The sequence below is a fragment of the Novisyntrophococcus fermenticellae genome, assembly GCF_018866245.1.
Taxonomy (GTDB): Bacteria; Bacillota; Clostridia; order Lachnospirales; family Lachnospiraceae; genus Novisyntrophococcus; species Novisyntrophococcus fermenticellae.
In genome coordinates this window covers 2,430,354-2,455,904 of the sequence record NZ_CP076458.1, presented here as the reverse complement: position 1 = coordinate 2,455,904, position 25,551 = coordinate 2,430,354, and the positions used below count along the sequence as shown (strand labels likewise).

General features: G+C 44.6%; 17 protein-coding genes and 1 tRNA gene. All 18 read left to right on the top strand.

The genetic code is table 11. The annotated features are described in order from the left end of the window. Positions 1-11 precede the first annotated feature (11 nt). The 18 genes from KNL20_RS11285 (at position 12) to KNL20_RS11200 (ending at position 25,523) form a co-directional block, all read left to right on the top strand. The gene (locus KNL20_RS11285) at positions 12-1,418 is read left to right on the top strand and encodes an undecaprenyl-phosphate glucose phosphotransferase (RefSeq protein WP_230397849.1); all 1,407 of its coding nucleotides are present in this window, start codon (positions 12-14) and stop codon (positions 1,416-1,418) included. Positions 1,419-1,462: 44 nt separating this feature from the next. Beyond that, complete coding sequence (locus KNL20_RS11280; RefSeq protein WP_230397848.1) at positions 1,463-2,641, top strand: LCP family protein; 1,179 nt, start codon at positions 1,463-1,465, stop codon at positions 2,639-2,641. Further along, complete coding sequence (locus KNL20_RS11275; RefSeq protein ID WP_230397847.1) at positions 2,638-3,570, top strand: glycosyltransferase family 2 protein; 933 nt, start codon at positions 2,638-2,640, stop codon at positions 3,568-3,570. Before KNL20_RS11280 ends, KNL20_RS11275 begins: the two co-directional genes overlap by 4 nt. A gap of 61 nt (positions 3,571-3,631) precedes the next feature. Further along, positions 3,632-5,458 (top strand): glutamine--fructose-6-phosphate transaminase (isomerizing), encoded by a 1,827-nt coding sequence (glmS, locus tag KNL20_RS11270; protein ID WP_230397846.1) that lies wholly within the window; start codon positions 3,632-3,634, stop codon positions 5,456-5,458. A 161-nt stretch (positions 5,459-5,619) separates the two neighbouring features. Beyond that, the gene (locus tag KNL20_RS11265; protein WP_230397845.1) at positions 5,620-7,227 is read left to right on the top strand and encodes a S1C family serine protease; all 1,608 of its coding nucleotides are present in this window, start codon (positions 5,620-5,622) and stop codon (positions 7,225-7,227) included. A 329-nt stretch (positions 7,228-7,556) separates the two neighbouring features. Next, complete coding sequence (gene clpX / locus KNL20_RS11260; protein WP_408637513.1) at positions 7,557-8,891, top strand: ATP-dependent Clp protease ATP-binding subunit ClpX; 1,335 nt, start codon at positions 7,557-7,559, stop codon at positions 8,889-8,891. Between the two features lie 19 nt (positions 8,892-8,910). After that, positions 8,911-9,426 (top strand): zinc ribbon domain-containing protein, encoded by a 516-nt coding sequence (locus tag KNL20_RS11255; protein WP_230397843.1) that lies wholly within the window; start codon positions 8,911-8,913, stop codon positions 9,424-9,426. After that, complete coding sequence (gene lspA, locus KNL20_RS11250; RefSeq protein WP_230397842.1) at positions 9,423-9,887, top strand: signal peptidase II; 465 nt, start codon at positions 9,423-9,425, stop codon at positions 9,885-9,887. The genes KNL20_RS11255 and lspA overlap by 4 nt, the downstream gene beginning before the upstream one ends. An 18-nt stretch (positions 9,888-9,905) precedes the next feature. After that, positions 9,906-10,769, top strand: coding sequence for a DUF368 domain-containing protein (locus KNL20_RS11245; RefSeq protein ID WP_230397841.1), 864 nt, complete (start codon positions 9,906-9,908; stop codon positions 10,767-10,769). A 79-nt stretch (positions 10,770-10,848) separates the two neighbouring features. Next, a tRNA-Leu gene (locus KNL20_RS11240) sits at positions 10,849-10,932 on the top strand. 247 nt (positions 10,933-11,179) lie between these two features. Continuing rightward, positions 11,180-12,250 carry a carbamoyl phosphate synthase small subunit gene (locus KNL20_RS11235; RefSeq protein WP_230397840.1) on the top strand — a complete coding sequence of 357 codons (1,071 nt, stop codon included), beginning with the start codon at positions 11,180-11,182 and terminating at the stop codon, positions 12,248-12,250. A 2-nt stretch (positions 12,251-12,252) separates the two neighbouring features. Further along, entirely contained in the window at positions 12,253-15,450 is a 3,198-nt protein-coding gene (gene carB, locus KNL20_RS11230; RefSeq protein ID WP_230397839.1) for a carbamoyl-phosphate synthase large subunit, read from the top strand. A 77-nt stretch (positions 15,451-15,527) separates the two neighbouring features. Continuing rightward, positions 15,528-16,436 (top strand): undecaprenyl-diphosphate phosphatase, encoded by a 909-nt coding sequence (locus KNL20_RS11225; protein ID WP_230397838.1) that lies wholly within the window; start codon positions 15,528-15,530, stop codon positions 16,434-16,436. A gap of 54 nt (positions 16,437-16,490) precedes the next feature. After that, positions 16,491-17,258, top strand: a complete 768-nt coding sequence (locus KNL20_RS11220) for a DUF6062 family protein (protein WP_230397837.1) — start codon at positions 16,491-16,493, stop codon at positions 17,256-17,258. Between the two features lie 147 nt (positions 17,259-17,405). Then, positions 17,406-18,659 (top strand): 6-phosphofructokinase, encoded by a 1,254-nt coding sequence (locus tag KNL20_RS11215; RefSeq protein WP_230397836.1) that lies wholly within the window; start codon positions 17,406-17,408, stop codon positions 18,657-18,659. 255 nt (positions 18,660-18,914) lie between these two features. Further along, on the top strand, positions 18,915-21,542 hold the full coding sequence (gene ppdK / locus KNL20_RS11210) for a pyruvate, phosphate dikinase (protein ID WP_230397835.1): 2,628 nt from the start codon (positions 18,915-18,917) through the stop codon (positions 21,540-21,542). 213 nt (positions 21,543-21,755) lie between these two features. Beyond that, entirely contained in the window at positions 21,756-22,616 is an 861-nt protein-coding gene (locus KNL20_RS11205; protein WP_230397834.1) for an NAD(P)-dependent oxidoreductase, read from the top strand. Between the two features lie 249 nt (positions 22,617-22,865). After that, positions 22,866-25,523, top strand: a complete 2,658-nt coding sequence (locus tag KNL20_RS11200; RefSeq protein WP_230397833.1) for a cation-translocating P-type ATPase — start codon at positions 22,866-22,868, stop codon at positions 25,521-25,523. The last annotated feature ends 28 nt before the right edge of the window (positions 25,524-25,551 follow it).

The following is a 25,551-nucleotide window of genomic DNA, read 5'->3' as shown; positions in this document are numbered from 1 at the left end:
GAAGTAGTGTCATGATTAAAGATAATCAGAAGTACTTTAACCGGCTCCATGTGGTGATCGATGGTTTTGTAATCGCATTTACCTACTGGCTGTCGTGGGTACTAAAATTTAAAACCCCGTTATTTGGTTTCTTCGAAGGCGGAGTCTTGCCATTTTCTTCCTATATGCAGCTGCTGCTGCTAATTGTTCCGGGTTATCTGCTGCTGTATTATGGATGTGGGCTGTATACGCCGAAAAGAGTGCAGGGAAGACGGCTGGAATTTGCCAATATTGTTAAGGCGAATACCCTGGGTATCCTGGTGACTGTCCTGTTTTTGTATCTGATGAAGCAGAGTCATATTTCCCGTACGGCGTTGGGACTCTTTTTTGTTCTTAACTGCATGCTGGAGGTAGTAGTCCGAAACCTGATCCGCTTTTCTTTAAGAAAGATGCGGAAACTGGGCTATAATCAAAAGCATATACTCCTGGTGGGGTACAGCAGGGCTGCTGAGGAATACATTGACAGAATCATAGCAAATCCCCAGTGGGGATATACGATAAGAGGGATTCTGGATGACCACGTAGAGGCGGGTACCACCTATAAAGGAATTAAGGTTCTGGGACGAATTGCCAATCTGCTGGTAATTCTGCCGGAGAACAGACTGGATGAGATAGCAATCTCTCTTGGGCTGAATGAATACTTCCGCCTGGAAGAGATTGTGGCTTTGTGTGAGAAATCCGGTGTTCATACCAAATTCATTCCGGATTATCATAATATCATACCGACCAAGCCATATACAGAAGATCTGCTTGGACTTCCTGTTATTAATATACGCTATGTACCATTGACGAATACGTTCAATGCTATGATAAAGAGGGCGATGGATATAGTCGGATCCATTTTCTGCATTCTTTTATTTTCCCCGGTCATGCTGTTTGCGTGCATTGGTGTGAAGGTATCTTCTCCGGGGCCTTTGATTTACAGGCAGACACGAGTAGGTCTGCACAACCGAAGCTTTGAGATGTATAAGTTCCGGTCTATGGAACAGCAGCCGGCATGTGAAGAAAAGAAGGCATGGACGGTCAGGAATGATCCCCGTGTTACACGAATTGGTAAAATTATGAGGAAAACCAGCATTGATGAATTACCACAGTTGTTTAACGTCTTAAAAGGAGATATGAGTCTGGTCGGACCACGCCCGGAACGTCCCTTTTTTGTGGAAAAGTTCAGAGAAGAGATACCTAGATACATGGTCAAGCATCAGGTGCGTCCGGGCATAACCGGATGGGCACAGGTGAATGGATATCGCGGAGATACCTCTATACGCAAAAGAATAGACTATGACTTATATTATATTGAAAACTGGACCGTCGGTCTGGATATCAAGATCTTATTTCTGACGATTTTCCGTGGCTTTGTAAATCAGAATGCCTATTAAACATATAAGGAAAGATACTACCAAAGAAGCAAGGGGACAAAAACATGTCAAAAAAAAGAGTAAATAAGAAGAGTAAAGCTTACAAAAGACGCCGCCGCAGAAGAATCATTTTTGGAATCGAGCTGGTAGCACTGCTGGTTCTGGGAACGGCCTTGTTTGGATTTGCCTATGTGAATTCCAAGCTGGATAAGGTGGAGAATGACGATCTGGATTACAGCAAAATCGGAGTTAACCAGTCTGTGATAAAAGCGACAGAGGAGAACACCAGGACCGGAACTGAGCTGGTAGCACTGGTGGGGCTGGACAGCCGGGACAATTCTTTGGCTTCCGGTATCCAGAGCGACACGATGATCGTTGCCTGTGTGGATCATGACAGTAAGTCGATCCGTTTAGTTTCACTGTACAGGGATACCTGGCTGAATGTATTCACAAAAGACGGACAAAACCGTTATACCAAATGTAATGCTGCATACAATATTGGCGGTCCTGAGCATATGCTGACGATGATGAATAAGAATCTGGATCTGAACATTACGGAATATGCGGCGGTGAACTTTAAGGCACTCACGGAGGTCATTAATAAGCTGGATGGTCTGGATATTGATCTTACCAGGGAAGAACTCATTCATTTGAATAATTACAACAAAGAGACTTCGAAAATCGCCGGTGTGGAGTATGAAGAGATTGAGGTTCCTGATAAGTCGGAGCTTGATGGCGCGCAGACGATGACCTTTCACCTGAACGGGTCGCAGTCCGTCTCTTATACGCGTATTCGTGCTACGGCGGGTAATGATTTCCGCAGGGCGGCACGGCAGAGACTCGTAATTGGAAAAATTATGGAAAAAGCCAAGTCTGCAGATTTACCAACTCTGAATAAAATTATGGATACGGTCTTTCCTATGATTAAGACTTCTCTTAGCAAGCAGGAAATCCTGAAGATGGGAATGAACCTTTTAAGCTACAATATGGGAGAGCAGACAGGATTTCCCTTTGATCATCTGGAAGGGGCGAATGTGACGAAGGCCATGGATGGAAATGACTGCGTAATTCCGGTGACGCTGGAAACGAATGTGGTGAAGTTGCATAACTTTCTGTTTCCTGCGGAGACTGATTACCAGCCGTCTGCTGAGGTGATGGAGTACAGCAACCACATTATAGAAGAAAGCGGATATGGTGAAGACAGTATTCCGTCATCATCTGAGACGGGAGAGATTCCACAATGATTGAGACGATGCATGCTTATACCATAGATGTTTTAATTCCAACCTTTAAACCTGATAAAAATTTTCCGGAACTGCTGCGCCGCATTGCGCAGCAGTCTTACCATGTGCGGAATATTATAATTGTAAACACAGATGAAACCTTTTGGAATCCCGAATGGGAACGGGAGGTTTCTGATTTGTATGTAAAGCACATTACGGCAGAAGAATTTGACCATGGAAAAACGCGAAGATTCATGGCGGATTTGTCGGATGCGGATATTCTGCTATTCATGACTCAGGATGCCGTGCCTGCGGACCACTATCTGGTTGAAGAAATGGTCAAGTGCTTCAAACTGCCTTCCGTACGGGCTGCATATGCAAGACAGCTGCCGATGCCGGACTGCGGGCCTTTGGAGCAATTTGCAAGGAGCTTTAATTATCCGAAGGAACCGGATATTAAGGATAAGGATGATTTGTCCAGGCTGGGTATCAAAACATTCTTCTGTTCCAATGTCTGCGCAGCCTATGACCGCAGAACCTACGAGGAACTGGGCGGTTTTGAAGACAGTGCCATATTTAATGAAGATATGATTTATGGAGGAAGGCTGATTCTGGCAGGTTATGCAATTGCCTATGCTGCCGATGCAAAAGTGTTTCATTCCCATAACTATTCCTGCCGTCAGCAATTTAAGCGGAATTTTGATTTGGGCGTATCCCAGGCGGATTATCCCGAGATATTTTCTGCATATCCTTCGGAAGGGGAGGGAATCCGTCTGGTCAGGAAATCAGCGGCATATGTGCTAAGGATAAGGAGACCATGGCTTCTGGTTCAGCTGTTTTTTCAAAGTGGAGCAAAATATATCGGATATTTTATGGGGAAGCATTACGGCATATTACCGGATGCATTAATTCGCCAATGCACGATGAACAGGAATTATTGGATTGAATAAATTGTATATATCTGATATTATTTTGAAATGACTAGACTAATTATAGATGGAGGATATTTGTATGTGCGGTATAGTTGGATATATAGGTGAAAATCAGGCGGCACCCATTTTACTGGATGGACTGTCAAAACTGGAATACAGGGGTTATGACTCTGCCGGTATCGCAGTATCCAGCGGAGAAGAGATTCGGATGGTAAAGGCCACCGGAAGACTGAAGGTTCTGGACGATCTGACACACGGGGGGAGCACGCTTCCCGGTACAATCGGAATCGGGCACACCCGTTGGGCTACTCACGGGGAACCTTCCGACACAAATGCTCATCCACACCTGAACAAAGATGGTTCCATCGTTGTTGTTCATAATGGAATCATAGAAAATTATTTAAAATTAAAGAAAAAACTTGAAAATAAAGGATATAAATTTTTATCGGAGACAGACACTGAGGTAATTGCACATATGTTGGATTACTATTATAATGGAAATCCGGTAGATACGATCACGAAGATCATGCACCGTATGGAAGGATCTTATGCGCTGGGGATTATGTTTCAGGATCATCCGGATGAAATCTATGCAGTTCGGAAAGACAGTCCTCTGATTGTGGGAGAAAGCAATGAAGGGAATTTTATAGCGTCCGATGCACCGGCAGTTCTGAAATACACGCGTCAGGTATATTTTATCCAGAATGAGGAAATCGTAAAGTTAACAAAGGATTCACTGACCTTTTACAATATTGATGAAGAGGTGCTGACGAAAGAAGCGACAACGATTGACTGGGATATCAATGCTGCGGAAAAAGGCGGCTATGAGCATTTTATGCTGAAAGAGATGTATGAACAGTCGAAAGCGGTGTCGGATACCTTGAATCCCCGTCTGAAGGATGGAGATATTGTGATTCAGGAGTTGGGTATGTCCGAAGATGAAATCCGCAAAATCCGTAAAATATATATCGTGGCATGTGGCTCCGCTTATCATACCGGTGTTACGGCCAAATATGTATTTGAGGGTCTTGCCAGAATACCGGTAGAAGTGGATCTGGCCTCCGAGTTTCGATACAGACATCCTATCTTTGAACCCGATACATTTGTCATCATCGTCAGCCAGTCCGGTGAAACAGCGGATTCCCTTGCGGCCCTCAGGGAAGCAAAATCTCATGGCGTCAAGACGCTGGGAATTGTAAACGTTGTAGGAAGCTCTATTGCGCGTGAAGCTGACAATGTAATGTATACCTGGGCGGGTCCTGAAATTGCTGTTGCCACCACAAAGGCTTACAGCACACAGTTAATTGCGGAATACCTGCTGGCACTGAAGTTTGCCAAAGTAAGAGGTACCATCGATAATGATGTATTTGCATCCATGCTTGAAGAGCTGAAGCAGCTTCCGGAACAGATTTCTCTGCTTTTAAGTCATAAGGAAAATGTGCAGAAGTTTGCCAATCGCTATCTGGCAACGGAACATGTATTTTTTATAGGAAGAGGTATAGATTATGCAATCTCTCTGGAAGGCTCCCTGAAATTGAAAGAGATTTCGTATATTCATTCGGAAGCCTATGCCGCAGGGGAGCTGAAACACGGAACCATCTCTTTAATCGAGGATGGCAGACTGGTGGTAGCTGTACTGACACAGCCGGATTTATATAAAAAGACAATCAGTAATATCCAGGAAGTGAAAACCAGAGGTGCCTTTGTAATGGCGGTGACCACAGTAGAGAATACGGAGGTGGAAAAGGTGGCAGATTATTGTGTGTATATTCCGAAAACCAATCCCTACTTTACGAATTCGCTTGCTGTGATACCCCTTCAGTTGTTTGGATATTATGTATCGATAGGAAAAGGTCTGGATGTCGATAAGCCGCGAAACCTGGCAAAGTCGGTGACAGTAGAATAGATCACCTGTGTTCTTTTCACTTTTTTTTTAAAGGTTTTTCACATATTAAACACAATTGTCACGTAATATAGGAGTTGTAAATGAGATAGATAAAGGCACACTTTTGTGACACGGAAAAAGCCGTTCAACTTTATAAAGAACAGAGAAGAGAGGTAAGGACTATGAGTGAAGAATACAACAACAGTGAAAAGAATGATCAAAATAAAAATAGTGAAGATTCCACATACAGCTGGGTCAATCCCAGGCTTAACAGTGAAGCAAGGGAAAGTGGTGTCGCCAATGCCGATATGGCAAAACATGCGACTGAAACAGTGGAACATAATATACAGGACTCCCTGGAGCATCAGGAGACACAGCAGAGCAGCAGCAATGTGAATTCGGGAAGTACGCAGAGCTTTGAACAGGGGCCGGCAGAGCATCAGCGTTCCTATTATCATATCAATAAGCAGATGGCAGATACATCAGATACCGGGAAGAAAAGAAACCGTAAAGACAGAAACACATCCGGAACCGGCAAACGCTGGGCCTCCAATGTAGCCATGGCTCTGGTATTCGGTCTCGTGGCGGGATCCGTAATGTATGGTGTAAATTATGCAGGGGAAAAGATTAACGGAACATCATCTGCTCCTGCTATACAAAATACAGCCGTTGCGTCAGGCAGTTCGGACGGTGTGAAGGAAACGTCTTCTTCCAGCATCGGCGGAACCTACAGTGTTGCCGAGGTGGCGAAAAATGCGATACCGGCTATGGTGGCTATCTCTACTGAAACGGTGGAAACAGTGGAAAGCTTTTTCGGAACCTATGCCCAAACTGTTCCGGCCAGCGGCAGCGGAGTAATCGTGGGACAGAATGATGATGAGCTTCTGATTGCAACCAATAATCATGTAGTGGAAGGTGCATCCAAACTATCGGTAGCCTTTGTTGATGATACAGCAGTAGAAGCCCAGATTAAAGGCACTGATTCTGATAATGATCTGGCCGTTGTAGCTGTAAAGCTTTCAGACATTCCGGAAGAGACCATGAATAAGATTAAAGTGGCAACCCTTGGGGATTCTGATGCACTGCAGATTGGAGAGGAAGTAGTAGCAATCGGAAATGCATTGGGATACGGGCAATCTGTGACCAATGGAATCATAAGTGCAACAAATCGTACCGTACAGACACAGAGCGAGACAACAGGCGAAGCTGCTGAGTCCGCAGGCCTGATTCAGACAAACGCGGCCATTAATCCGGGAAACAGCGGCGGAGCACTCCTGAATATGAAGGGTGAGCTAATTGGTATTAATGAAGCAAAGTATTCAAGTACAAGTGTGGAAGGTATGGGATTTGCAATTCCGCTTTCAAAGGCAGAGCCAATTTTGCAGAACTTGATGAATGTGCAGACACGAAGTAAAGTTGGGGACAGTGATGCTTCCTATATCGGAATTGAAGGAGTCGATGTATCTTCAGATATTAACTCCGCCTACAGTATCCCGGTTGGGGCATATGTAAGTTCGGTTGAAGAAGGAGGCCCGGCCGACAAGGCAGGCATTCGTGCAAAAGACGTTATTACAGAAGTCGACAGCAGAAAAATTTCTTCAATGGCAGATTTAAAAGCCGCTCTTGAGTATTACGCAAAGGGTGAGACTGTTGAGGTGAAGATTCAGCGTATGGGAGCGGGAGAATACGAGGAGAAGACGGTTTCGGTGACTCTTGGTGACAAGTCGGATATGAAACAGACCACACCGGAACAGCCGAATCAACAGCAGATCAATCCTTTTGGAAAATAATATGATGCCACAAAGTGCGGAGCAATCCAGAATAATGGAGTTTATCCTCAAGCAAGCAAGCTTGCATAGGATAAACTCCATTTTTGACACAAGAGCACTATTCAGCCATAAGCTCGATTCCGCATGGCTGAATAGTTTAATAAAATCTTTACTTGTGACGCAGGTGAATATCAGATATAATAAATACAGAAAGTGAGGAAAGTATTATGTCAGAGGACAAAGATAAGATAGATCAGCCGGAGGACCAGAATCTGAAGGAAAAGGATGGGGATTCCGGTTTTACAGATAATCAGAACGGAGACGATTCTGAACTTGAAAAAGTTTGTTTCATGTGTCGGAGACCGGAGAGTAAGGCGGGGAAGATGATTGCTATTCCGGGAAATATCCATATATGTACCGATTGCATGCAAAAAAGCTTTGATACCATGAATAATAATAATATAAATTATAACGATTTGCTCAGCAATCTGCCGCCGAATGTGAGCATGATTGATTTAAGTTCACTTCAGAATCAGATTCCGCCTAAGCAGAGAGTTAAGAAGAAGAAGGAGGAAGAGACTCAGAAACCACAAAAAGAGTTTTCACTGAAAGACGTTCCGCCCCCACATAAGCTGAAAGCAATGCTGGATGAATTTGTCATCGGGCAGGAGAAAGCAAAGAAAGTAATGTCAGTGGCAGTTTATAATCATTATAAGCGTGTATTTTCTGCAAAGGAAGACGGGATTGAGATTGAAAAGTCCAATATGCTTATGATTGGCCCCACCGGTTCCGGAAAGACTTATCTGGTGCAGACACTGGCAAGGCTTCTGGATGTGCCGCTGGCACTGACGGATGCCACTTCTCTGACGGAGGCAGGCTATATCGGGGATGATATAGAAAGTGTTGTAAGCAAGCTTCTGGCTGCTGCTGACAATGATGTGGAGCGCGCGGAGCATGGGATCATCTTCATTGATGAAATCGATAAAATTGCTAAAAAGAAGAATACAAACCAGAGGGATGTCAGCGGTGAAGCAGTGCAGCAGGGGATGTTGAAACTGCTGGAGGGAAGTAATATCGAGGTTCCGGTAGGGGCCAATTCCAAGAATGCTATGGTTCCGCTGACTACGGTGAATACGAGGAATATCCTTTTTATATGCGGAGGTGCATTTCCGGATTTGTCAGATATTATAAAAGAGAGGCTGAATAAGAAATCCTCTATGGGATTCCAGGCAGATTTAAAAGACAAATTTGATTCAGAGCCCAATCTGATGTCCAAAGTTACTATGGACGATCTGAGAGCCTTTGGCAAGATTCCCGAGTTTCTGGGGCGTCTTCCGATTGTCTTTACATTGGAGGCACTGACGGAGGATGCCATGGTGCAGATTCTGAAGGAACCGAGGAACGCTATATTGAAGCAGTATACGAAGCTGCTTGCCATGGACGAAGTAAAGCTGACTTTCAGTGAAGGAGCACTTCATGCCATAGCGAAGCTGGCGATGGAAAGGCATACAGGTGCCAGAGCACTACGCGCAATTATCGAAGAATTTATGCTGGATATTATGTTTGAGATTCCAAAAGATGACAGTATAGGAGAAGTTATTATAACAAAAGAATATATTGAACATACAGGCGGGCCGCAGATTATGCTGCGGGGACAGGAAGTGCCCCGGCTCGGTGTTCAATAACATGAAAGGAGATTTTGATATGTCAAATGATTTTTTTGAAAACATCGGAAAAACGATAACGGAAGCAGCAAAGAGTGTGGGAGATAAGACGGATGAATTCATAGCAATTCAGAAGCTGCGCAGCCGCCAGTCTTCCCTGGAGAGTGATGTAAAGAGGGGCTACAGAAAAATTGGTGAGTTGGTATTTCAAAAATATGTGGATGGGGAGCCGTATAGTGAAGAAATTGCAGAGCTCTGCCGTGAAATCATATTGATGCAAAGTGAGATTGCAGAATATAAAGAATCAATTGCCAATAAAAAAGGCCAGACAATTTGCCCTGTATGTGGAGCAATGGCTCCGGAAGAGGCTGAATTCTGCATGAAGTGTGGCGCTTCAATTCCGAGACAGGAGAAGACAGAAGAAGCTGACTTTACGGAGGCTGAAAATCAGGAACCGGAAGATAAAGAGCCGGAAGCAGATCCTGTTGCGGAGGCTGTAGCTGAAGAGGCAGAAGCAGATTCTGCTGCAGAGAATGAAGAGATTCATAACCTATGATTTATATTGTGATTTTGTTGAGTGTGTTCCTGGCCGACTTGCTTTTGAAATTACATGTGGAGAGAAAAATCAAGTATGGTGAGGAGCATCCGCTCCTGAAAGGAAAGTTTCTGATTCGAAGGCTTGATAATAAAGGTCTGGCCTTCGGCAAGCTGTCAGAGCACCCCAGGATGATTCGGTGGGGTACTCTGGGTACGCTTATATTTACGCTGCTTTATTATATCTGGCTTTTGATGAAACCGGGTCAAAGGGTCAAAAAGGCTGGAATCAGTATGGTAATCGGCGGAGGCTTGTGTAACTGGTATGATCGTCTGCGCCAGGGATATGTGACAGATTACATCAGCATCAACAGCAAGTGGAAAAAGCTGAAGAGGGTTGTTTTTAATATTTCTGATTTCTTTATTTTTCTGGGAAGCATATTATACTTACTCGGAAGCTTTAAAAGGAATACCGGTAAATAACAAGGAGGAACTATTGTTTTGAAAGAAAAAAAAGATGGAATTATGACAGCAGTTAAGGGACTGGTAGTGGGCTCAACCATGTTGGTCCCGGGTGTTTCAGGCGGCTCCATGGCCATGATACTTGGTGTATATGACCGGCTGATTTCTTCTGTCAGCTCCTTTTTTAAAGATATCAAGGGGAACCTGGTATTCCTGGCAGAATTTGTTGCCGCAGCTCTTCTGGGGATGGTTTTATTCGCCAGACCTCTGGAAACACTGATCGGCGCATATGAAAAGCCTATGATGTATTTTTTTATAGGGGTTGTGCTGGGAGGCTGCCCGCTAATCTTTAAAGAGGCGGGATTGGATGGATTTAACTGGAAGGCTGTTCTGTATCTGGCTTTGGGTGCGGCTGTGGTGGCAAGCCTTGCTTTTTTACCGGAAAACCTGTTCTCCTCGGTATCCGGAGGAGCAGGCGGTTTTCTGATTCAGTTTTTTGGAGGAATTGTAATATCTATTGCACTGATACTGCCTGGTATCAGCGTTACCTATATGCTGCTGGTACTGGGAATCTATCAGGGTGTGCTGTCGGCAATCGGCAGGCTGGATATTCTTTATCTGCTACCATTGGGGCTCGGACTTGTGGCCGGTATCCTTTTACTTACGAAACTGCTTGAGGGAGCCATGAAACGTTTTCCACAGCCTACTTATATGATTATTCTTGGATTTGTTCTGGGCTCTGTCGGGCAGGTATTCCCGGGTGTTCCAATGGGGATTGAACTGCCTGTCTGCCTGCTCCTGGCAGCAGCAGGTTTTGTGCTCATCTACTTTCTTTCTAAACTGGAGGAGCGGAAAACAGATGAAGCTGCGGCTGATAAAGCTGAGAGTCAAAAGTTATCATAAAAAAGTTGTTGACACTTGTCGTAAGTTCTGGTATTATATTTCTTGCGGGTGCGAAAGACATCCCGCAGGAAAATAAAAAGCAGGAATGGCGGAATTGGCAGACGCGCAGGCTTCAGGTGCCTGTGGTAGCAATATCGTGAGGGTTCAAGTCCCTTTTCCTGCACGCTTGAGATCATCGTTTATTCGATGGTCTTTTTTCTTTGAGAAATGTTGATTTTGTCATCAGGAGAAACACCGTTTCATCTAAAACCTAACAGAATGTGTAAATGACAAAATAATATTTGGGAGTTGAAATAGGTAGGGAATTATGGTAAACTTTCTTAAAATTAAGGAGACCAAATTCTCTTTTTTTTTGCGCAGAGACAGATAAACTGCCTTGCGTTGCTTAAACTGAAGAAAGAGGTGGTAGGATGAAAGCATTTCTAATTCTGGAAGATGGCCATGTATTCACAGGAACCAGTATCGGCTCGAAAAAAGAAGTTATCAGTGAGATAGTTTTTAACACATCCATGACTGGTTATCTTGAAGTATTAACGGATCCCTCTTATGCAGGACAGGCTGTCTGCATGACATATCCGCTGATTGGAAATTACGGTATCTGTTATGATGATCAGGAATCACTAAGGCCATGGCCGGATGCTTATATAGTGAGAGAGCTATCGAGAATCCCCAGCAATTTCCGTTGCCGGGACACCATTCAAAATTTTCTGAGACGTTTTGATATTCCCGGAATCGCAGGAATTGATACGCGTGCATTGACCAGAATCCTCAGGGAAAAGGGTACGATGAACGGTATGGTCACGACCAGGGAGAATTATAATCTTGATGAAATCATTCCCCAGTTAAAAGCTTATACGACAGGAAAGGTAGTAGAAAAGGTTACCTGTTCAGAGAAATACACCTTAAAGGGCGAAGGATTAAAAGTAGCCCTGATGGATTTCGGCGCAAAAAGAAATATTGCACAGTCGCTCAACCGGCGGGGATGTGAGGTGACAATTTATCCTGCACTTACCGCTGCTAAAGAAATTCTGGCTGCAAAACCGGATGGAATTATGCTTTCCAACGGGCCGGGGGACCCGAAAGACTGTGAATCAATCATAAAAGAAGTTAGAACGCTGTACGATTCGGATGTGCCCATATTTGCAATCTGCCTGGGACATCAGCTGATGGCTCTGGCTGCAGGCCTGAATACCCATAAGATGAAATACGGACACAGGGGCGGAAATCATCCGGTGAAAGATCTGGACACAGGAAGTGTTTACATCTCATCTCAGAATCATGGATATGTGGTGGATACCAATGATCTGGATCCTGAAATTGCTGTTCCCTCTTTTATAAATGTTAATGATGGGACAAATGAAGGGCTTAAATATGTCAACAAGAATATCTTTACCGTACAATTTCATCCGGAAGCATGCCCGGGTCCCCAGGATTCCGGACACCTGTTTGATAAGTTCATAGAGATGATGGGAGGAAACTGATCATGCCGAAGAATCCAGACATAAAGAAAGTATTAGTAATAGGCTCAGGCCCGATTATCATCGGGCAGGCAGCAGAATTTGACTATGCCGGAACACAGGCATGCCGTTCCCTGAAGGAGGAAGGGGTAGAAGTGGTATTACTGAATTCTAACCCTGCAACGATTATGACCGATAAGGATATTGCGGATCGCGTCTACATAGAACCGCTCACTGTGGACGTGACCCGGCAGTTAATTCTGAAGGAAAGGCCGGACAGTGTACTTCCGACTCTGGGTGGTCAGGCGGGATTAAACCTGGCGATGGAGTTGGATGAGAGCGGGTTTCTGAAGGAACAGAAGGTCCGTCTGATCGGGACCACATCACAAACCATCAAGAAGGCAGAGGACCGTCAGGAATTTAAAGATACCATGGAAAAAATCGGAGAACCTGTGGCGGCATCACGGGTTGTGCACGATGTACAGTCGGGGGTTGGATTTGCCGGAGAAATAGGATATCCCGTGGTCTTACGTCCTGCCTATACACTGGGGGGAAGTGGGGGAGGCATCGCACAAAATGAAGAAGAACTAATAGAAATCCTTTCCAACGGACTGCGCCTTTCCCGTGTGGGTGAAGTTCTGGTTGAACGGTGTATCGCGGGATGGAAGGAAATTGAATATGAGGTGATGCGGGATGGAGCAGGGAACTGCATCACGGTATGTAATATGGAAAATATTGATCCCGTAGGTGTCCATACCGGGGATAGCATTGTTGTAGCACCGAGTCAGACTTTGGGCGACAAAGAGTATCAGATGCTGCGTAGTTCGGCACTGAATATCATCAACGAGCTAGAGATTACAGGTGGATGTAACGTACAGTATGCTTTGAATCCGGACAGCTTCGAATATTGTGTAATTGAAGTAAATCCCCGTGTCAGCCGTTCTTCGGCGCTGGCTTCAAAAGCCACCGGGTACCCGATTGCGAAGGTGGCGGCAAAAATCGCATTGGGTTATACGCTGGATGAGATTCCGAATGCGATTACAGGAAAAACCTATGCAAGCTTTGAGCCTGCACTGGACTACTGCGTTGTTAAGATACCAAGACTTCCGTTCGATAAGTTCATCAGCGCAAAGAGAACCCTGACCACACAGATGAAAGCTACCGGTGAAGTCATGAGCATATGCAACAACTTTGAAGGGGCTTTGATGAAAGCCATCCGTTCCCTGGAACAGCATGTGGATTCTCTGATGTCCTACGATTTTACAGGATTGACCGTGGAGGAACTGACGGAAGAGCTGCAGATTGTGGATGATATGCGTATCTGGAGGATTGCAGAGGCCTTAAGAAGAAAACTTTCATATGAAGAAATTCATGAGATTACAAAGATTGATATCTGGTTTATTGACAAGATAGCCATCCTTGTGGAGATGGAACAGGATTTGAGAACCCTGGATCTGGATGAGGATTTACTCCGAGAAGCAAAGCGCCTGGAATTTCCGGATCATGTAATCGGAACATTGAGCGGCAGAAAAGAGGAAGAAGTAAAAGCACTACGTATCAGGTATGGAATCCATGCAGCTTATAAGATGGTGGATACCTGTGCCGCCGAATTCGCTGCATCAACCCCTTATTATTACTCTGTATATGGGGGGGAGAATGAAGCCGTACACAATGAAGGCAGAAAAAAAGTTCTTGTATTAGGCTCTGGCCCGATTCGGATTGGTCAGGGTATTGAGTTTGATTTCTGCTCGGTTCATTGCACCTGGGCCTTTGCCAGAGAGGGTTTTGAGACAATCATTATCAACAATAATCCGGAGACTGTCAGTACAGATTTTGACATTGCCGACAAGCTCTATTTTGAGCCGCTGACACCGGAGGACGTAGAGAATGTGGTTAACATTGAAAAGCCAGACGGAGCGGTAGTGCAGTTTGGAGGTCAGACTGCAATTAAACTGACAGAAGCCCTGATTAAGATGGGAGTGAAGATTCTGGGTACCTCGGCTGAGGATGTGGATGCGGCTGAGGACCGGGAACTGTTTGACAAAGTTTTGGAGGAATGTCAGATTCCAAGACCTGCGGGGAAGACCGTATTTACTGCCGAAGAAGCCAGGCGGGCGGCCAACGAATTGGGCTACCCGGTATTAGTCCGTCCGTCCTATGTACTTGGGGGGCAGGGGATGCAGATAGCCATAGGTGATGAAGATGTGGAGGAATATATCGGAGTAATTAATCGGATCGCTCAGGAACATCCCATACTTGTGGATAAATATATGCAGGGAAAAGAAATCGAAGTGGACGCTGTATGTGATGGAGAAGATATCCTGATACCGGGCATTATGGAGCATATAGAGCGTGCCGGTATTCATTCCGGAGATAGTATATCCGTGTATCCGTCCCAGAGCATCAGTCAAAGCAGCAAGGACACAATCGTAGAATATACCAGGCGGCTGGCACGTTCCTTACATGTAATTGGTATGATTAACATCCAGTTTATTGTATGCGGTGAGGAGGTGTATGTGATTGAGGTGAACCCACGTTCTTCCCGTACCGTTCCTTATATCAGTAAAGTAACCGGTATTCCGATCGTTCCTCTTGCGACGCGGGTAATCCTGGGGCAAAAGATCAGAGAGCTGGGTTATAAGCCGGGTCTGCAGCCTGAAGCAAAGTATTTCGCAATTAAAATGCCGGTATTTTCTTTCGAAAAAATACGCGGAGCAGATATCAGTCTGGGACCGGAGATGAAATCCACGGGCGAATGCCTGGGGATTTCAGAAAGCTTCAATGAGGCACTTTACAAGGCATTTCTGGGGGCAGGCGTTAATTTGCCGAAGCATAAAAATATGATCATGACCGTAAAGGATGCGGATAAAGAGGAACTGGTGCCGATTGCAAGACGCTTCGAAGCTCTGGGATACCGGATATATGCAACCAGAAACACCGCAAAGGTCCTGCAGGAGCATGGGGTAAAGGCGATACGGACCAATAAACTGGAGCAGCCCGCGCCGAATCTTATGGATCTGATTCTGGGACATAAAATCGACCTGGTAATTGATACGCCGGAACAGGGTGTGGAACATGCGAAGGATGGATTTATTATCCGTAGAAATGCCATAGAGACAGGTGTAAATGTACTGACTTCTCTGGATACGGCAAGAGCGCTTGTAACCAGTCTTGAAAACACGGATTCCAAAAAGCTGAATTTGATAGATATTGCTGCTGTCTGAACATATTTTAAAAATCGGTTTTCAAATCCCTTACTTTATTATATAATAGAAAAGATTAAAAAAGAAAGGGGTTAAACATGAATCTGATTGAATGGTTAAAAGTGCTGCTTCTTGGAATTGTAGAAGGAATTACAGAGTGGCTGCCTATAAGTAGCACCGGGCACCTGATTCTTGTAAACGAGTTCATTAAATTACAACAGAGTCCGGCGTTTATGGAGATGTTCAACGTGGTGATACAGTTGGGTGCGATTCTGGCTGTCGTGGCACTCTATATAGAAAAGCTCTGGCCGTTTCACACCAGAAAATATGCTCCGGACAAACCGGTATTTGCCAGTCCAAGTGACAATAAGGCTCTGGCCTGGTGCCAGAATTTTATGACGAACTACTTTTATATGGACAAAATCATTTTATGGCTGAAAATTGTGGTGGCCTGTCTTCCGGCCATGGTAATCGGACTGCCGCTGGATGACTGGATGGAGGAACATCTCCATAATTATTTCGTAGTATCTCTGATGCTGATTATATACGGTGTTCTGTTCATTGTGATAGAAAATTATAACAAGACAAGAAAGCCTAGTATCCGGCGATTAAAGGATATTACCTTCCAGGATGCATTGCTCATAGGTGTCTTTCAGGTATTTTCTCTGATTCCGGGAACTTCCCGTTCAGGGGCCACAATCATAGGTGGTATTTTGCTTGGAGCCACAAGGGAAGTGGCTGCAGAATTTACATTCTTCCTGGCGATTCCGGTAATGTTTGGAGCCAGCCTCATTAAATTGCTGAAGTTCGGATTTTCTTTTACCGGAACGGAAGCTTCCGTGCTGATTATAGGCATGGTATCAGCCTTTGCCGTATCCATTCTGTCGATTAAATTCCTGATGGGATACATAAAGAAACATGATTTCAAAGTATTTGGCTGGTACCGGATTGCATTGGGCATTCTGGTTCTGCTCTATTTTGGAATCAAAGGATTTACAGCAGCATAGAAGACATACACAGCCCACAGAATGTGGGCTGTTTCAACAGGATGGAGAAAACATATGAAGGAAACCGTAGCAACAATCCCTCTGATGGATGCTTTTCAGGCAGAGGATGAATGCCCTTTTTGCTTTCTGGAACGGGAAGCGGAGCAGCATGCAATATCTTTTATCCTTGGTTCTGCCTATATGGAAGATGACATCAGAATGAAAACCGACGAGTCCGGATTTTGCCGGCATCATTATAAGATGATGTATGATTACGGGAACCGGCTTGGAAGCGCCCTTATCTTAAGCACCCATCTCAAAAAAATGAATCAGGAGCTGAAAAAGCAAATGGATGCATTCAAACCCGGAAAATCTACTCTGACGTCCAGACTGAAGAAAGCGAATCCGGCTCAGGATGCGGCCGATACACCGATTGGCAGCTGGCTGGATGAGAGAGAAAACTCCTGCTATGTCTGTGATCACTTTAAAAGCAATTACCAGAGATATCTTGACACCTTTTTTGATATGTATAAGAAAAATCCGGAATTTAAGAAGTTATTTGAGAACAGTAAAGGTTTTTGTCTGCCGCATTTTCGTGATCTTATAGAGGTAGGGGAGAAAAAGCTGAACGATAAGCAAAAGTCAGAATTTTATCCACAATTGTTCCAGTTGATGCGCGAAAATTTGGAGCGTCTGGAGGAAGAAGTAAACTGGTTTGTGGATAAGAATGACTACAGGAATAAAGGTGCTGACTGGGGAACTTCCAGAGACAGTATTCAGCGTGCCATGCAAAAAGCAGCAGGAGGGTATCCTGCAGATGCTGAATTTAAGATGAATCCATAAGGACTGCGTCAATCAGATGCAGATTTATGGCTGAATAGTAACATAATTTTAAATTTTATGCAAAAATCTCTTGTAAAAATGTGGGTTTCATGGTTATAATGCCTATAATGATTGTGCAAAACTATCAATGTTACAGGAGGAAAGAGCATGACGAAAAAACGCAATATCATCGTAGGGCAATCCGGGGGCCCTACATCGGTTATCAATTCTTCACTTGCAGGAGTCTATAGCAACGCCATTGAGAGAGGCTTTCATAAGGTGTATGGAATGCTCCATGGTATTCAGGGCCTTCTGGACGAGCAGTACGTGGATTTGTCCACGCAGATACACAGTGATCTGGATATCGAGCTTTTGAAGAGAACACCCTCTGCATTCTTAGGTTCCTGTCGCTTTAAGCTGCCGGAAATCCATGAGAACAGGGAAATCTTTGAGAAGGTATTTGAGATACTGAATCGTCTGGACATAGATTCATTTATCTATATAGGCGGCAACGATTCCATGGATACGATAAAAAAACTCTCCGATTATGGAATACTTACAGGTCAGCCTCAGAAGTTTCTGGGCGTACCAAAGACCATTGATAACGACCTTGCATTGACAGACCATACACCGGGATTTGGCAGCGCGGCAAAATACATCGGTGCTTCTACGAAAGAAATTATCCGGGATGCACTGGGACTTACTTATTGCAAACCAATGATTACCGTCATAGAGGTGATGGGAAGAAATGCGGGATGGCTCACAGGTGCAACCGCTCTGGCAAAGACTGAGGAATGCGAGGGCCCTGATTTCATTTATCTTCCCGAGCTGCCCTTTGATCTGGAAAAATGCCTGAAGAAGGTTCGTGCTCTTCTGAAGAAGAAAGACTCTATCGTAATAGCAGTTTCAGAAGGCCTGAAGCTGGCAGACGGACGCTATGTGTGTGAACTGTCAGGAGGTGCAGACTATGTGGATGCCTTTGGGCACAGACAGCTTCAGGGCACGGCTGCTTACCTGGCCGGCTACTTTTCCGCTGAGATTGGATGCAAAGCCAGAAGTGTGGAATTCTCTACTTTGCAGCGAAGCGCATCCCACATGGCATCCAGGGTGGATATTGATGAAGCATTCATGGTAGGCGGTGCTGCAGTAAAGGCTGCAGATGAAGGAGATACCGGTAAGATGGTGGTAATTGACCGTGTTTCAGATGACCCTTATATGAGTTCGGCAGGAATCTATGATGTCCACCGAATCGCAAATGAGGAGAAGGTGGTTCCAAGAGACTGGATGAACCGGGAGGGCGATTATGTGACCAAAGATTTTGTGGACTATGTAAAGCCGCTGATCCAGGGAGATTATCAGCCAATTATGGTCAATGGACTGCCGAGGCACCTTGTATTAAATAAAAGACAAAAGAGAAAATAAAAATAAGCTTTATTACAGTTCAGCCATATTACTACGGCTATCAGGCCGGAAGTAATGTGGCTGAACTGTATTTTTTCTGACTTTTTTGGACTTAATGCGACGTAAAAATACTTGACTATGCAGGATGTTATGTTACAATAAATATGTGCGTCTTGTCAGGCGTACCTGTAAATATATATAGAGGTATATCCAGGAAAAAACTGGAAATACTTTACTATAGAATTTTAAATTACATTTTAGGAGGAAAGAGTAACTATGGCAAAATGGGTTTACTTATTTAAAGAAGGCGATGCAGGTATGAGGAACCTTCTTGGTGGTAAAGGTGCTAACTTGGCAGAGATGACCAATTTAGGACTGCCAATCCCTCAGGGCTTTACTGTTACAACAGAGGCTTGTACCGATTATTATAACAGTGGTAAAAAGATTACTGACGAAATCAAGGATCAGATTTTTGCTGCCTTAGTTGAATTAGAGAATATGCAGGGTAAAAAATTTGGAGACAATACAGATCCCCTGCTTGTATCTGTTCGTTCCGGAGCCAGAGCATCTATGCCGGGCATGATGGACACAATCCTGAACCTGGGATTAAATGACGTAGCTGTAGAAGGATTTGCACAGAAAACCGGAAATCCGAGATTTGCATATGATTCTTACAGAAGATTCATCCAGATGTATTCAGATGTTGTTATGGAAGTAAGTAAAACAAAGTTTGATGCTATTCTGGAATCAGTGAAAGAAGCAAAAGGCTATAAGTTAGATACGGAATTAACAGCTGATGACTTAAAAGAAGTAATTGCAAAATACAAAGAGTTATACAAAAAAGAGTTAGGACAGGACTTCCCTCAGGATGCAAAAGAGCAGCTGATGGGCGCTGTTACAGCCGTATTCCGTTCCTGGGATAACCCACGTGCAATCGTATACAGAAGAATGAACGATATCCCTGGCGACTGGGGAACTGCCGTTAACGTTCAGGCCATGGTATTTGGTAACATGGGCAATACATCCGGTACAGGTGTTGCTTTCACACGTAACCCTGCAACAGGAGAGAATGGCGTATTCGGTGAATACCTGATCAATGCGCAGGGCGAGGACGTTGTTGCCGGTATCAGAACACCTCAGCCAATCACCAAATTGGCAGAAGATCTTCCGGAATGCTATAAGGAGTTCATGGAAATCTCCAAGAAACTGGAAGACCATTATGCGGATATGCAGGATATGGAATTTACGATTCAGGAAGGTAAATTATACTTCCTGCAGACCAGAAGTGGTAAGAGGACTGCTCAGGCGGCTCTAAATATTGCCTGCGACCTGGTGGATGAAGGAAAGATTACTCCGGAAACAGCAGTAAGCAGAATCGAAGCGAAGTCTCTGGATCAGTTACTGCATCCTACCTTTGATCCTGCAGCTTTAAAGGCAGGCAGAGTACTGGGATCCGCACTTCCGGCTTCTCCTGGTGCTGCAGCGGGTAAAGTTTACTTTACAGCTGAAGATGCCAAGGCAGCAGCAGAAAAAGGTGAGAGAGTTGTTCTCGTTCGTCTTGAAACCTCTCCGGAAGACATCGAAGGCATGCATGCAGCCGAAGGTATCTTAACCGTTCGCGGTGGCATGACTTCCCACGCAGCCGTAGTTGCACGTGGAATGGGTACCTGCTGTGTATCTGGTTGTGGAGAAATTAAAATTGATGAAGAAGCAAAATATTTTGAATTAGCCGGAGAGCACATCGTAGAAGGTGATTACATCTCCCTGGACGGTTCAACAGGTAATATTTACCTGGGAGATATTAAAACTGTTGAAGCTTCTGTAGGCGGAAACTTCGGAAGAATCATGGCGTGGGCTGATGAGTTCAGAAAATTACAGGTAAGAACCAATGCCGATACACCGGCAGATGCTAAAAATGCTGTAAATCTGGGAGCCGAAGGTATCGGACTTTGCCGTACAGAGCATATGTTCTTCGAAAGCGACAGAATTGAGAAAATCAGAAAGATGATCCTCTCCAATACGGTAGAAGCAAGAGAAGCAGCTCTGGCAGATTTGATTCCCTTCCAGAAAGGTGATTTCAAAGCACTGTATGAGGTTATGGAGGGTAAGCCAGTCACCATCCGTTTCTTAGATCCTCCGCTTCATGAATTTATCCCGACGCAGGAATCCGACATTGCTGCGCTTGCAAAAGACATGAACCTGACAGTTGAAGAGGTAAAGGCTACCTGCGACAGCTTACATGAGTTCAACCCGATGATGGGACACAGAGGCTGCCGTCTTGCAGTAACCTATCCGGAAATTGCCAAGATGCAGACAAGAGCTGTAATGGAAGCAGCAATCGAAGTGAAGAGTGAAAAGGGCTTTGCTATTATTCCTGAAATCATGATTCCTCTGGTTGGCGAGAAAAAAGAATTACAGTTTGTAAAGAATGTGGTTGTTGAGACTGCGGAAGCTGTTAAGGCTGAGAAAGGTTCTGACATTGAGTATCATATCGGTACTATGATGGAGATTCCAAGAGCTTGCCTGATGGCTGACGAGATAGCAGAAGAAGCAGACTTCTTCTCCTTCGGAACCAACGATCTGACACAGATGACATTCGGATTCTCCCGTGATGATGCAGGTAAATTCCTGGATTCATACTACAAAGAGAAAATCTATGAATCAGATCCATTTGCAAGACTTGACCAGGCAGGTGTGGGACAGCTTGTTAAGATGGCAGCAGAGAAGGGACGTACCACAAAACCGGGCCTGAAACTGGGCATCTGCGGAGAGCACGGCGGAGATCCGTCTACCGTTGAATTCTGCCATAATATAGGATTGAACTATGTATCCTGCTCACCGTTCCGTGTACCGATTGCAAAATTGGCAGCGGCACAGGCAGCTATTAAAAATTCAGGAAAATAATATATACTTGGATTTAGTATAGACCATGAGTATATAATTCAAACATTTAGCTCCGTCTTTTTAAAGGCGGGGCTTTTTGCGCAGAAAAAGTGAAAGGGCATGATAAATCGTAAGCTGATTGACAAAGAACAGAGTTAAATGTAGACTGGTAAATAGAAGAGCCATTCTGGAAAGATTTGTATTATAAAAATCAGCGGAAAAGAGGGAAAATGAATGAAAAAGATTGGATTTATCGGAGTGGGAATCATGGGAAAATCCATGGTGAGAAATTTAATGAAGGCGGATTTTGAACTACATATTTACGCCAGGAATAAGTCGAAAGTGGAAGACGTTATCGGAGAGGGTGCCATCTTTCATGAGAGTATCAGGGAATGTGTAACAGGATGTGAGGCAGTGATTACCATTGTTGGTTTCCCCAAAGATGTGGAAGAGGTGTATTTTGACGCCGGCAACATCCTGGACAGTGCCAGTGACGGTGCTTATCTGATCGATATGACAACGACCAGCCCTCAGCTGGCAGAAAAGATTTATACAGAGGGAAAGAAAAAAGGTTTTCATGTGCTGGATGCACCAGTGACAGGCGGAGATATTGGAGCAAAGAATGGAACGTTGTCTATCCTGGCAGGTGGCGATAAAGAGGACTATGAGGCATGCCTGCCGCTTTTTGAGGCAATGGGAACCAACATCAACTATCAGGGGAAAGCCGGATGCGGACAGCATTGTAAGCTGGCAAATCAGATTATAATTGCGGGCACACTTTCCGGAGTCTGCGAGGCACTTGCCTATGCAAAGGCAAAGGGACTTGATCTGGGTACGGTCTTAAAATCAGTTTCTACGGGGGCAGCGGAAAGCAGACAGTTAGATATGTTCGGACCTAAAATTCTGGACGGAGACTATGCCCCCGGATTCTTCGTGAAACATTTCATCAAAGATATGAAGCTGGCTTTGATTGAGGCAAATATGAGTGAATTGAATCTGGGGGTGCTCAGCCACGTGCTTGCCAATTACGAAGAACTGGAAGCGGAAGGATATGGAGATTTGGGAACACAGGCGCTTATGAAATATTACGAATAACTGATATTTTTTTGCTGCCTCTTGACAAACAGAGGTGTATATATTATTATTATTATTTTCAATAAATATTTTTAGAGGAGTTTATTTAATTAATGGATGTCAGCGATAGTGACAGCGATGATAGTGACCGATGTTGTGTAAATAGAATAAGTTTCAGATTAAGGCGAAGGTGTGCTTTGTGTTTCGATACAAAGTATGCCTTTTTGTGCTTTTCTGACTTATAATAAATTTTAAAGGAGTTTTATATTCATGGACGACCACTTACAAAAGCCTTGGCATGCAAAACCTACAGAGGATGTACTGGAAATACTCAAAACATCTGAAGAAGGATTGAGCGATGCTGAGGCAGAAAAGAGATTGCAGAAAGATGGTTACAATGCATTATGCCAGAAAAAACAAAAGAGTATTCCGGAGATGTTAAAAGAGCAGCTTACAGATGTGATGATTCTGATCCTTCTCGGTGCTGCAGGACTTTCCGTGCTGCTGAATGAATGGACAGAAGGAATTGTAATTCTGGTTATTGTGGCGTTGAATGCCACGGTAAGCATTATTCAGGAAAAGAAAGCGGCCAATGCACTGGAGGCTTTGAAAAGCATGGGAGCGCCGACGGCAAGGGTATTGCGAGAGGGTGAAGAGAGCCTGATTCCTGCCAGAGAACTGGTAGCAGGAGACATTGTCTATCTGGAAGATGGAAGTATAGTACCGGCAGATATCCGCCTGGTTCGTACGAATAATCTGAAGATTCAGGAGGCAGCTCTAACCGGAGAGTCGGTTCCGGTTGAAAAAGAAGATGACAGCTTGTTTGCTGAAGATACACCTCTGGGTGACCACATGAATATGGCCTACAGTTCATCAATGGTCATGTATGGTAACGGAACCGGTGTTGTTGTAGAAACCGGAATGCGTACGGAGGTTGGGAAAATAGCCGGTATGCTTGAACAGCAGGATGCGTATGATACACCCCTGAAGCAAAAGCTTAACGCAGTCGGAAAGACTTTGAGTGTATTTGGCCTGTTTGTCTGCATTGTTATCTTTGTGATTGGCTCTTTATATGGCAGACCATGGATTCCATTGCTCATGACGGCCATTTCACTGGCTATTTCAGTTATTCCGGAAGGTCTGCCTGCGACAGCAACGATTGTTATGGCACTCGGAGTACAGCGTATGGCGGAGAAAAATGCACTGGTTCGTAAGCTGCCCGCAGTTGAAACACTGGGTGGAGCAACCGTAATCTGTTGTGATAAGACCGGCACGTTAACGCAAAATCGCATGACGGTAACTGAGATAGCGATGAATGGTGACTTTGGGATGGGAGCGGCGACGAAGGTTGAAGAAGCTGCAAAAAAGCATGCAGTATATCAGGAACTTGTTTATGCGGCGGCGCTTTGCAACAATGCAAGCCTTGATCCCGACCGCCCCGGAGAAATTCTGGGTGATCCCACCGAAGGCGCATTGATTTTTCTTGCTGATGCATTCGGAAAAAATTACGAGGAATTAGAAGACTTATATCCCAGGTTATTTGAACAGCCGTTTGACTCCGAGCGTAAGCGAATGACTACCGTACACAAAATAGAAGACGAACTGATTGCCTACACAAAGGGTGCTGTTGATGAACTGCTTCCCCTTTGTACGCATATATTGACTTCCAGGGGAGAACGGGAGATTACCGAAAAGGACCGAAAAGAAATCCGCGGTTTGTGTTTTAAAATGTCAACAGATGCATTGCGTGTTTTAGGATTTGCGAAGCGTAGACTGTCGGAAGTGCCGGAGGAAGATGATACAAATCTGGAATATGACCTTACCTTCCTTGGGGCGGCAGGGATGATTGACCCTCCCCGAAAAGAAGTGATTCAGGCAGTGGAAACCTGCAGAAATGCTGGTATCCGTACCATAATGATTACAGGCGATCATAAAGAAACGGCAGTAGCTATTGCACAGCAGTTAAATATCTTCCGGGAAGGAAACCTTGTGGTGTCGGGTGATGAGCTTCATCGAATGTCCGAAGCAGATCTGGATAAAGCGATAAAAAATACAACTGTCTTTGCCCGTGTTACACCAGGGGATAAGCTTCACATTATCGAATCGCTCAGGCGTACCGGTGAAATAACGGCTATGACTGGCGATGGCGTGAATGACGCACCTGCGCTGAAAGCTGCAGATATTGGTATCGCCATGGGTAAAAGTGGAACGGATGTCGCAAAAGATGCATCAGATATGCTTCTCCTTGATGATAACTTTACTACAATTGAGTATGCAATCCGTGAAGGACGCCGTATCTATCGAAACATACAGAAGGTTATCCAATTTCTTCTGGCCGGAAACATTGCGGAAATACTGACTTTGTTTATCGCTACACTGTTAAACTGGGATGCTCCGGTTATGGCTGTCCATATTCTGCTCATTAATTTGATCACAGACTCTCTTCCTGCGATTGCTTTGGGGGTGGATCCGGCCAGCAGGAATATTATGAAACATAAGCCTGTGAAATCCGGAACTTTGTTCGAACGTGGATTGGTAATCCGGGTTATCCTGCATGGTATCTTTATTGCAGCTGCTACGGTTTCGGCCTATCAGTTTGGAATCACCGCAGACAGTCACGGTAGAGGAATGACGATGGCCTTTCTGGTTCTGGCAATTTCACAATTGATTCATGCACTCAATCAGCGTTCCAATACAGACTCTGTTTTTACACGGGGAAATGCACATAACAAAGCATTATATGGCACAATGCTTGTGTCGGGGGTGATTCTTGCTCTTATTATGTTGGTTCCAGCTTTGCGTAGTTTTTTCAGCCTTACGACACTTACAACCTTGGAGTGGATGGTTACCTTGGGTCTTTCTCTGTTGCCTTTAGTTCTTGTGGAAATTACAAAACTTGTTATCAGGCATAAGAAAAAGACGGAATAAAAATGTGTAAAAGGGAACTGCCGGCGGC

Coding starts and splice junctions, on each gene's coding strand:
- carB (WP_230397839.1), top strand. CDS start 12,253: ATGCCGAAGAATCCAGACATAAAGAAAGTATTAGTAATAGGCTCAGGC.
- KNL20_RS11235 (WP_230397840.1), top strand. CDS start 11,180: ATGAAAGCATTTCTAATTCTGGAAGATGGCCATGTATTCACAGGAACC.
- KNL20_RS11205 (WP_230397834.1), top strand. CDS start 21,756: ATGAAAAAGATTGGATTTATCGGAGTGGGAATCATGGGAAAATCCATG.
- ppdK (WP_230397835.1), top strand. CDS start 18,915: ATGGCAAAATGGGTTTACTTATTTAAAGAAGGCGATGCAGGTATGAGG.
- glmS (WP_230397846.1), top strand. CDS start 3,632: ATGTGCGGTATAGTTGGATATATAGGTGAAAATCAGGCGGCACCCATT.
- KNL20_RS11265 (WP_230397845.1), top strand. CDS start 5,620: ATGAGTGAAGAATACAACAACAGTGAAAAGAATGATCAAAATAAAAAT.
- KNL20_RS11285 (WP_230397849.1), top strand. CDS start 12: ATGATTAAAGATAATCAGAAGTACTTTAACCGGCTCCATGTGGTGATC.
- KNL20_RS11225 (WP_230397838.1), top strand. CDS start 15,528: ATGAATCTGATTGAATGGTTAAAAGTGCTGCTTCTTGGAATTGTAGAA.
- KNL20_RS11255 (WP_230397843.1), top strand. CDS start 8,911: ATGTCAAATGATTTTTTTGAAAACATCGGAAAAACGATAACGGAAGCA.
- KNL20_RS11275 (WP_230397847.1), top strand. CDS start 2,638: ATGATTGAGACGATGCATGCTTATACCATAGATGTTTTAATTCCAACC.
- KNL20_RS11200 (WP_230397833.1), top strand. CDS start 22,866: ATGGACGACCACTTACAAAAGCCTTGGCATGCAAAACCTACAGAGGAT.
- KNL20_RS11215 (WP_230397836.1), top strand. CDS start 17,406: ATGACGAAAAAACGCAATATCATCGTAGGGCAATCCGGGGGCCCTACA.
- KNL20_RS11220 (WP_230397837.1), top strand. CDS start 16,491: ATGAAGGAAACCGTAGCAACAATCCCTCTGATGGATGCTTTTCAGGCA.
- clpX (WP_408637513.1), top strand. CDS start 7,557: ATGTGTCGGAGACCGGAGAGTAAGGCGGGGAAGATGATTGCTATTCCG.
- lspA (WP_230397842.1), top strand. CDS start 9,423: ATGATTTATATTGTGATTTTGTTGAGTGTGTTCCTGGCCGACTTGCTT.
- KNL20_RS11280 (WP_230397848.1), top strand. CDS start 1,463: ATGTCAAAAAAAAGAGTAAATAAGAAGAGTAAAGCTTACAAAAGACGC.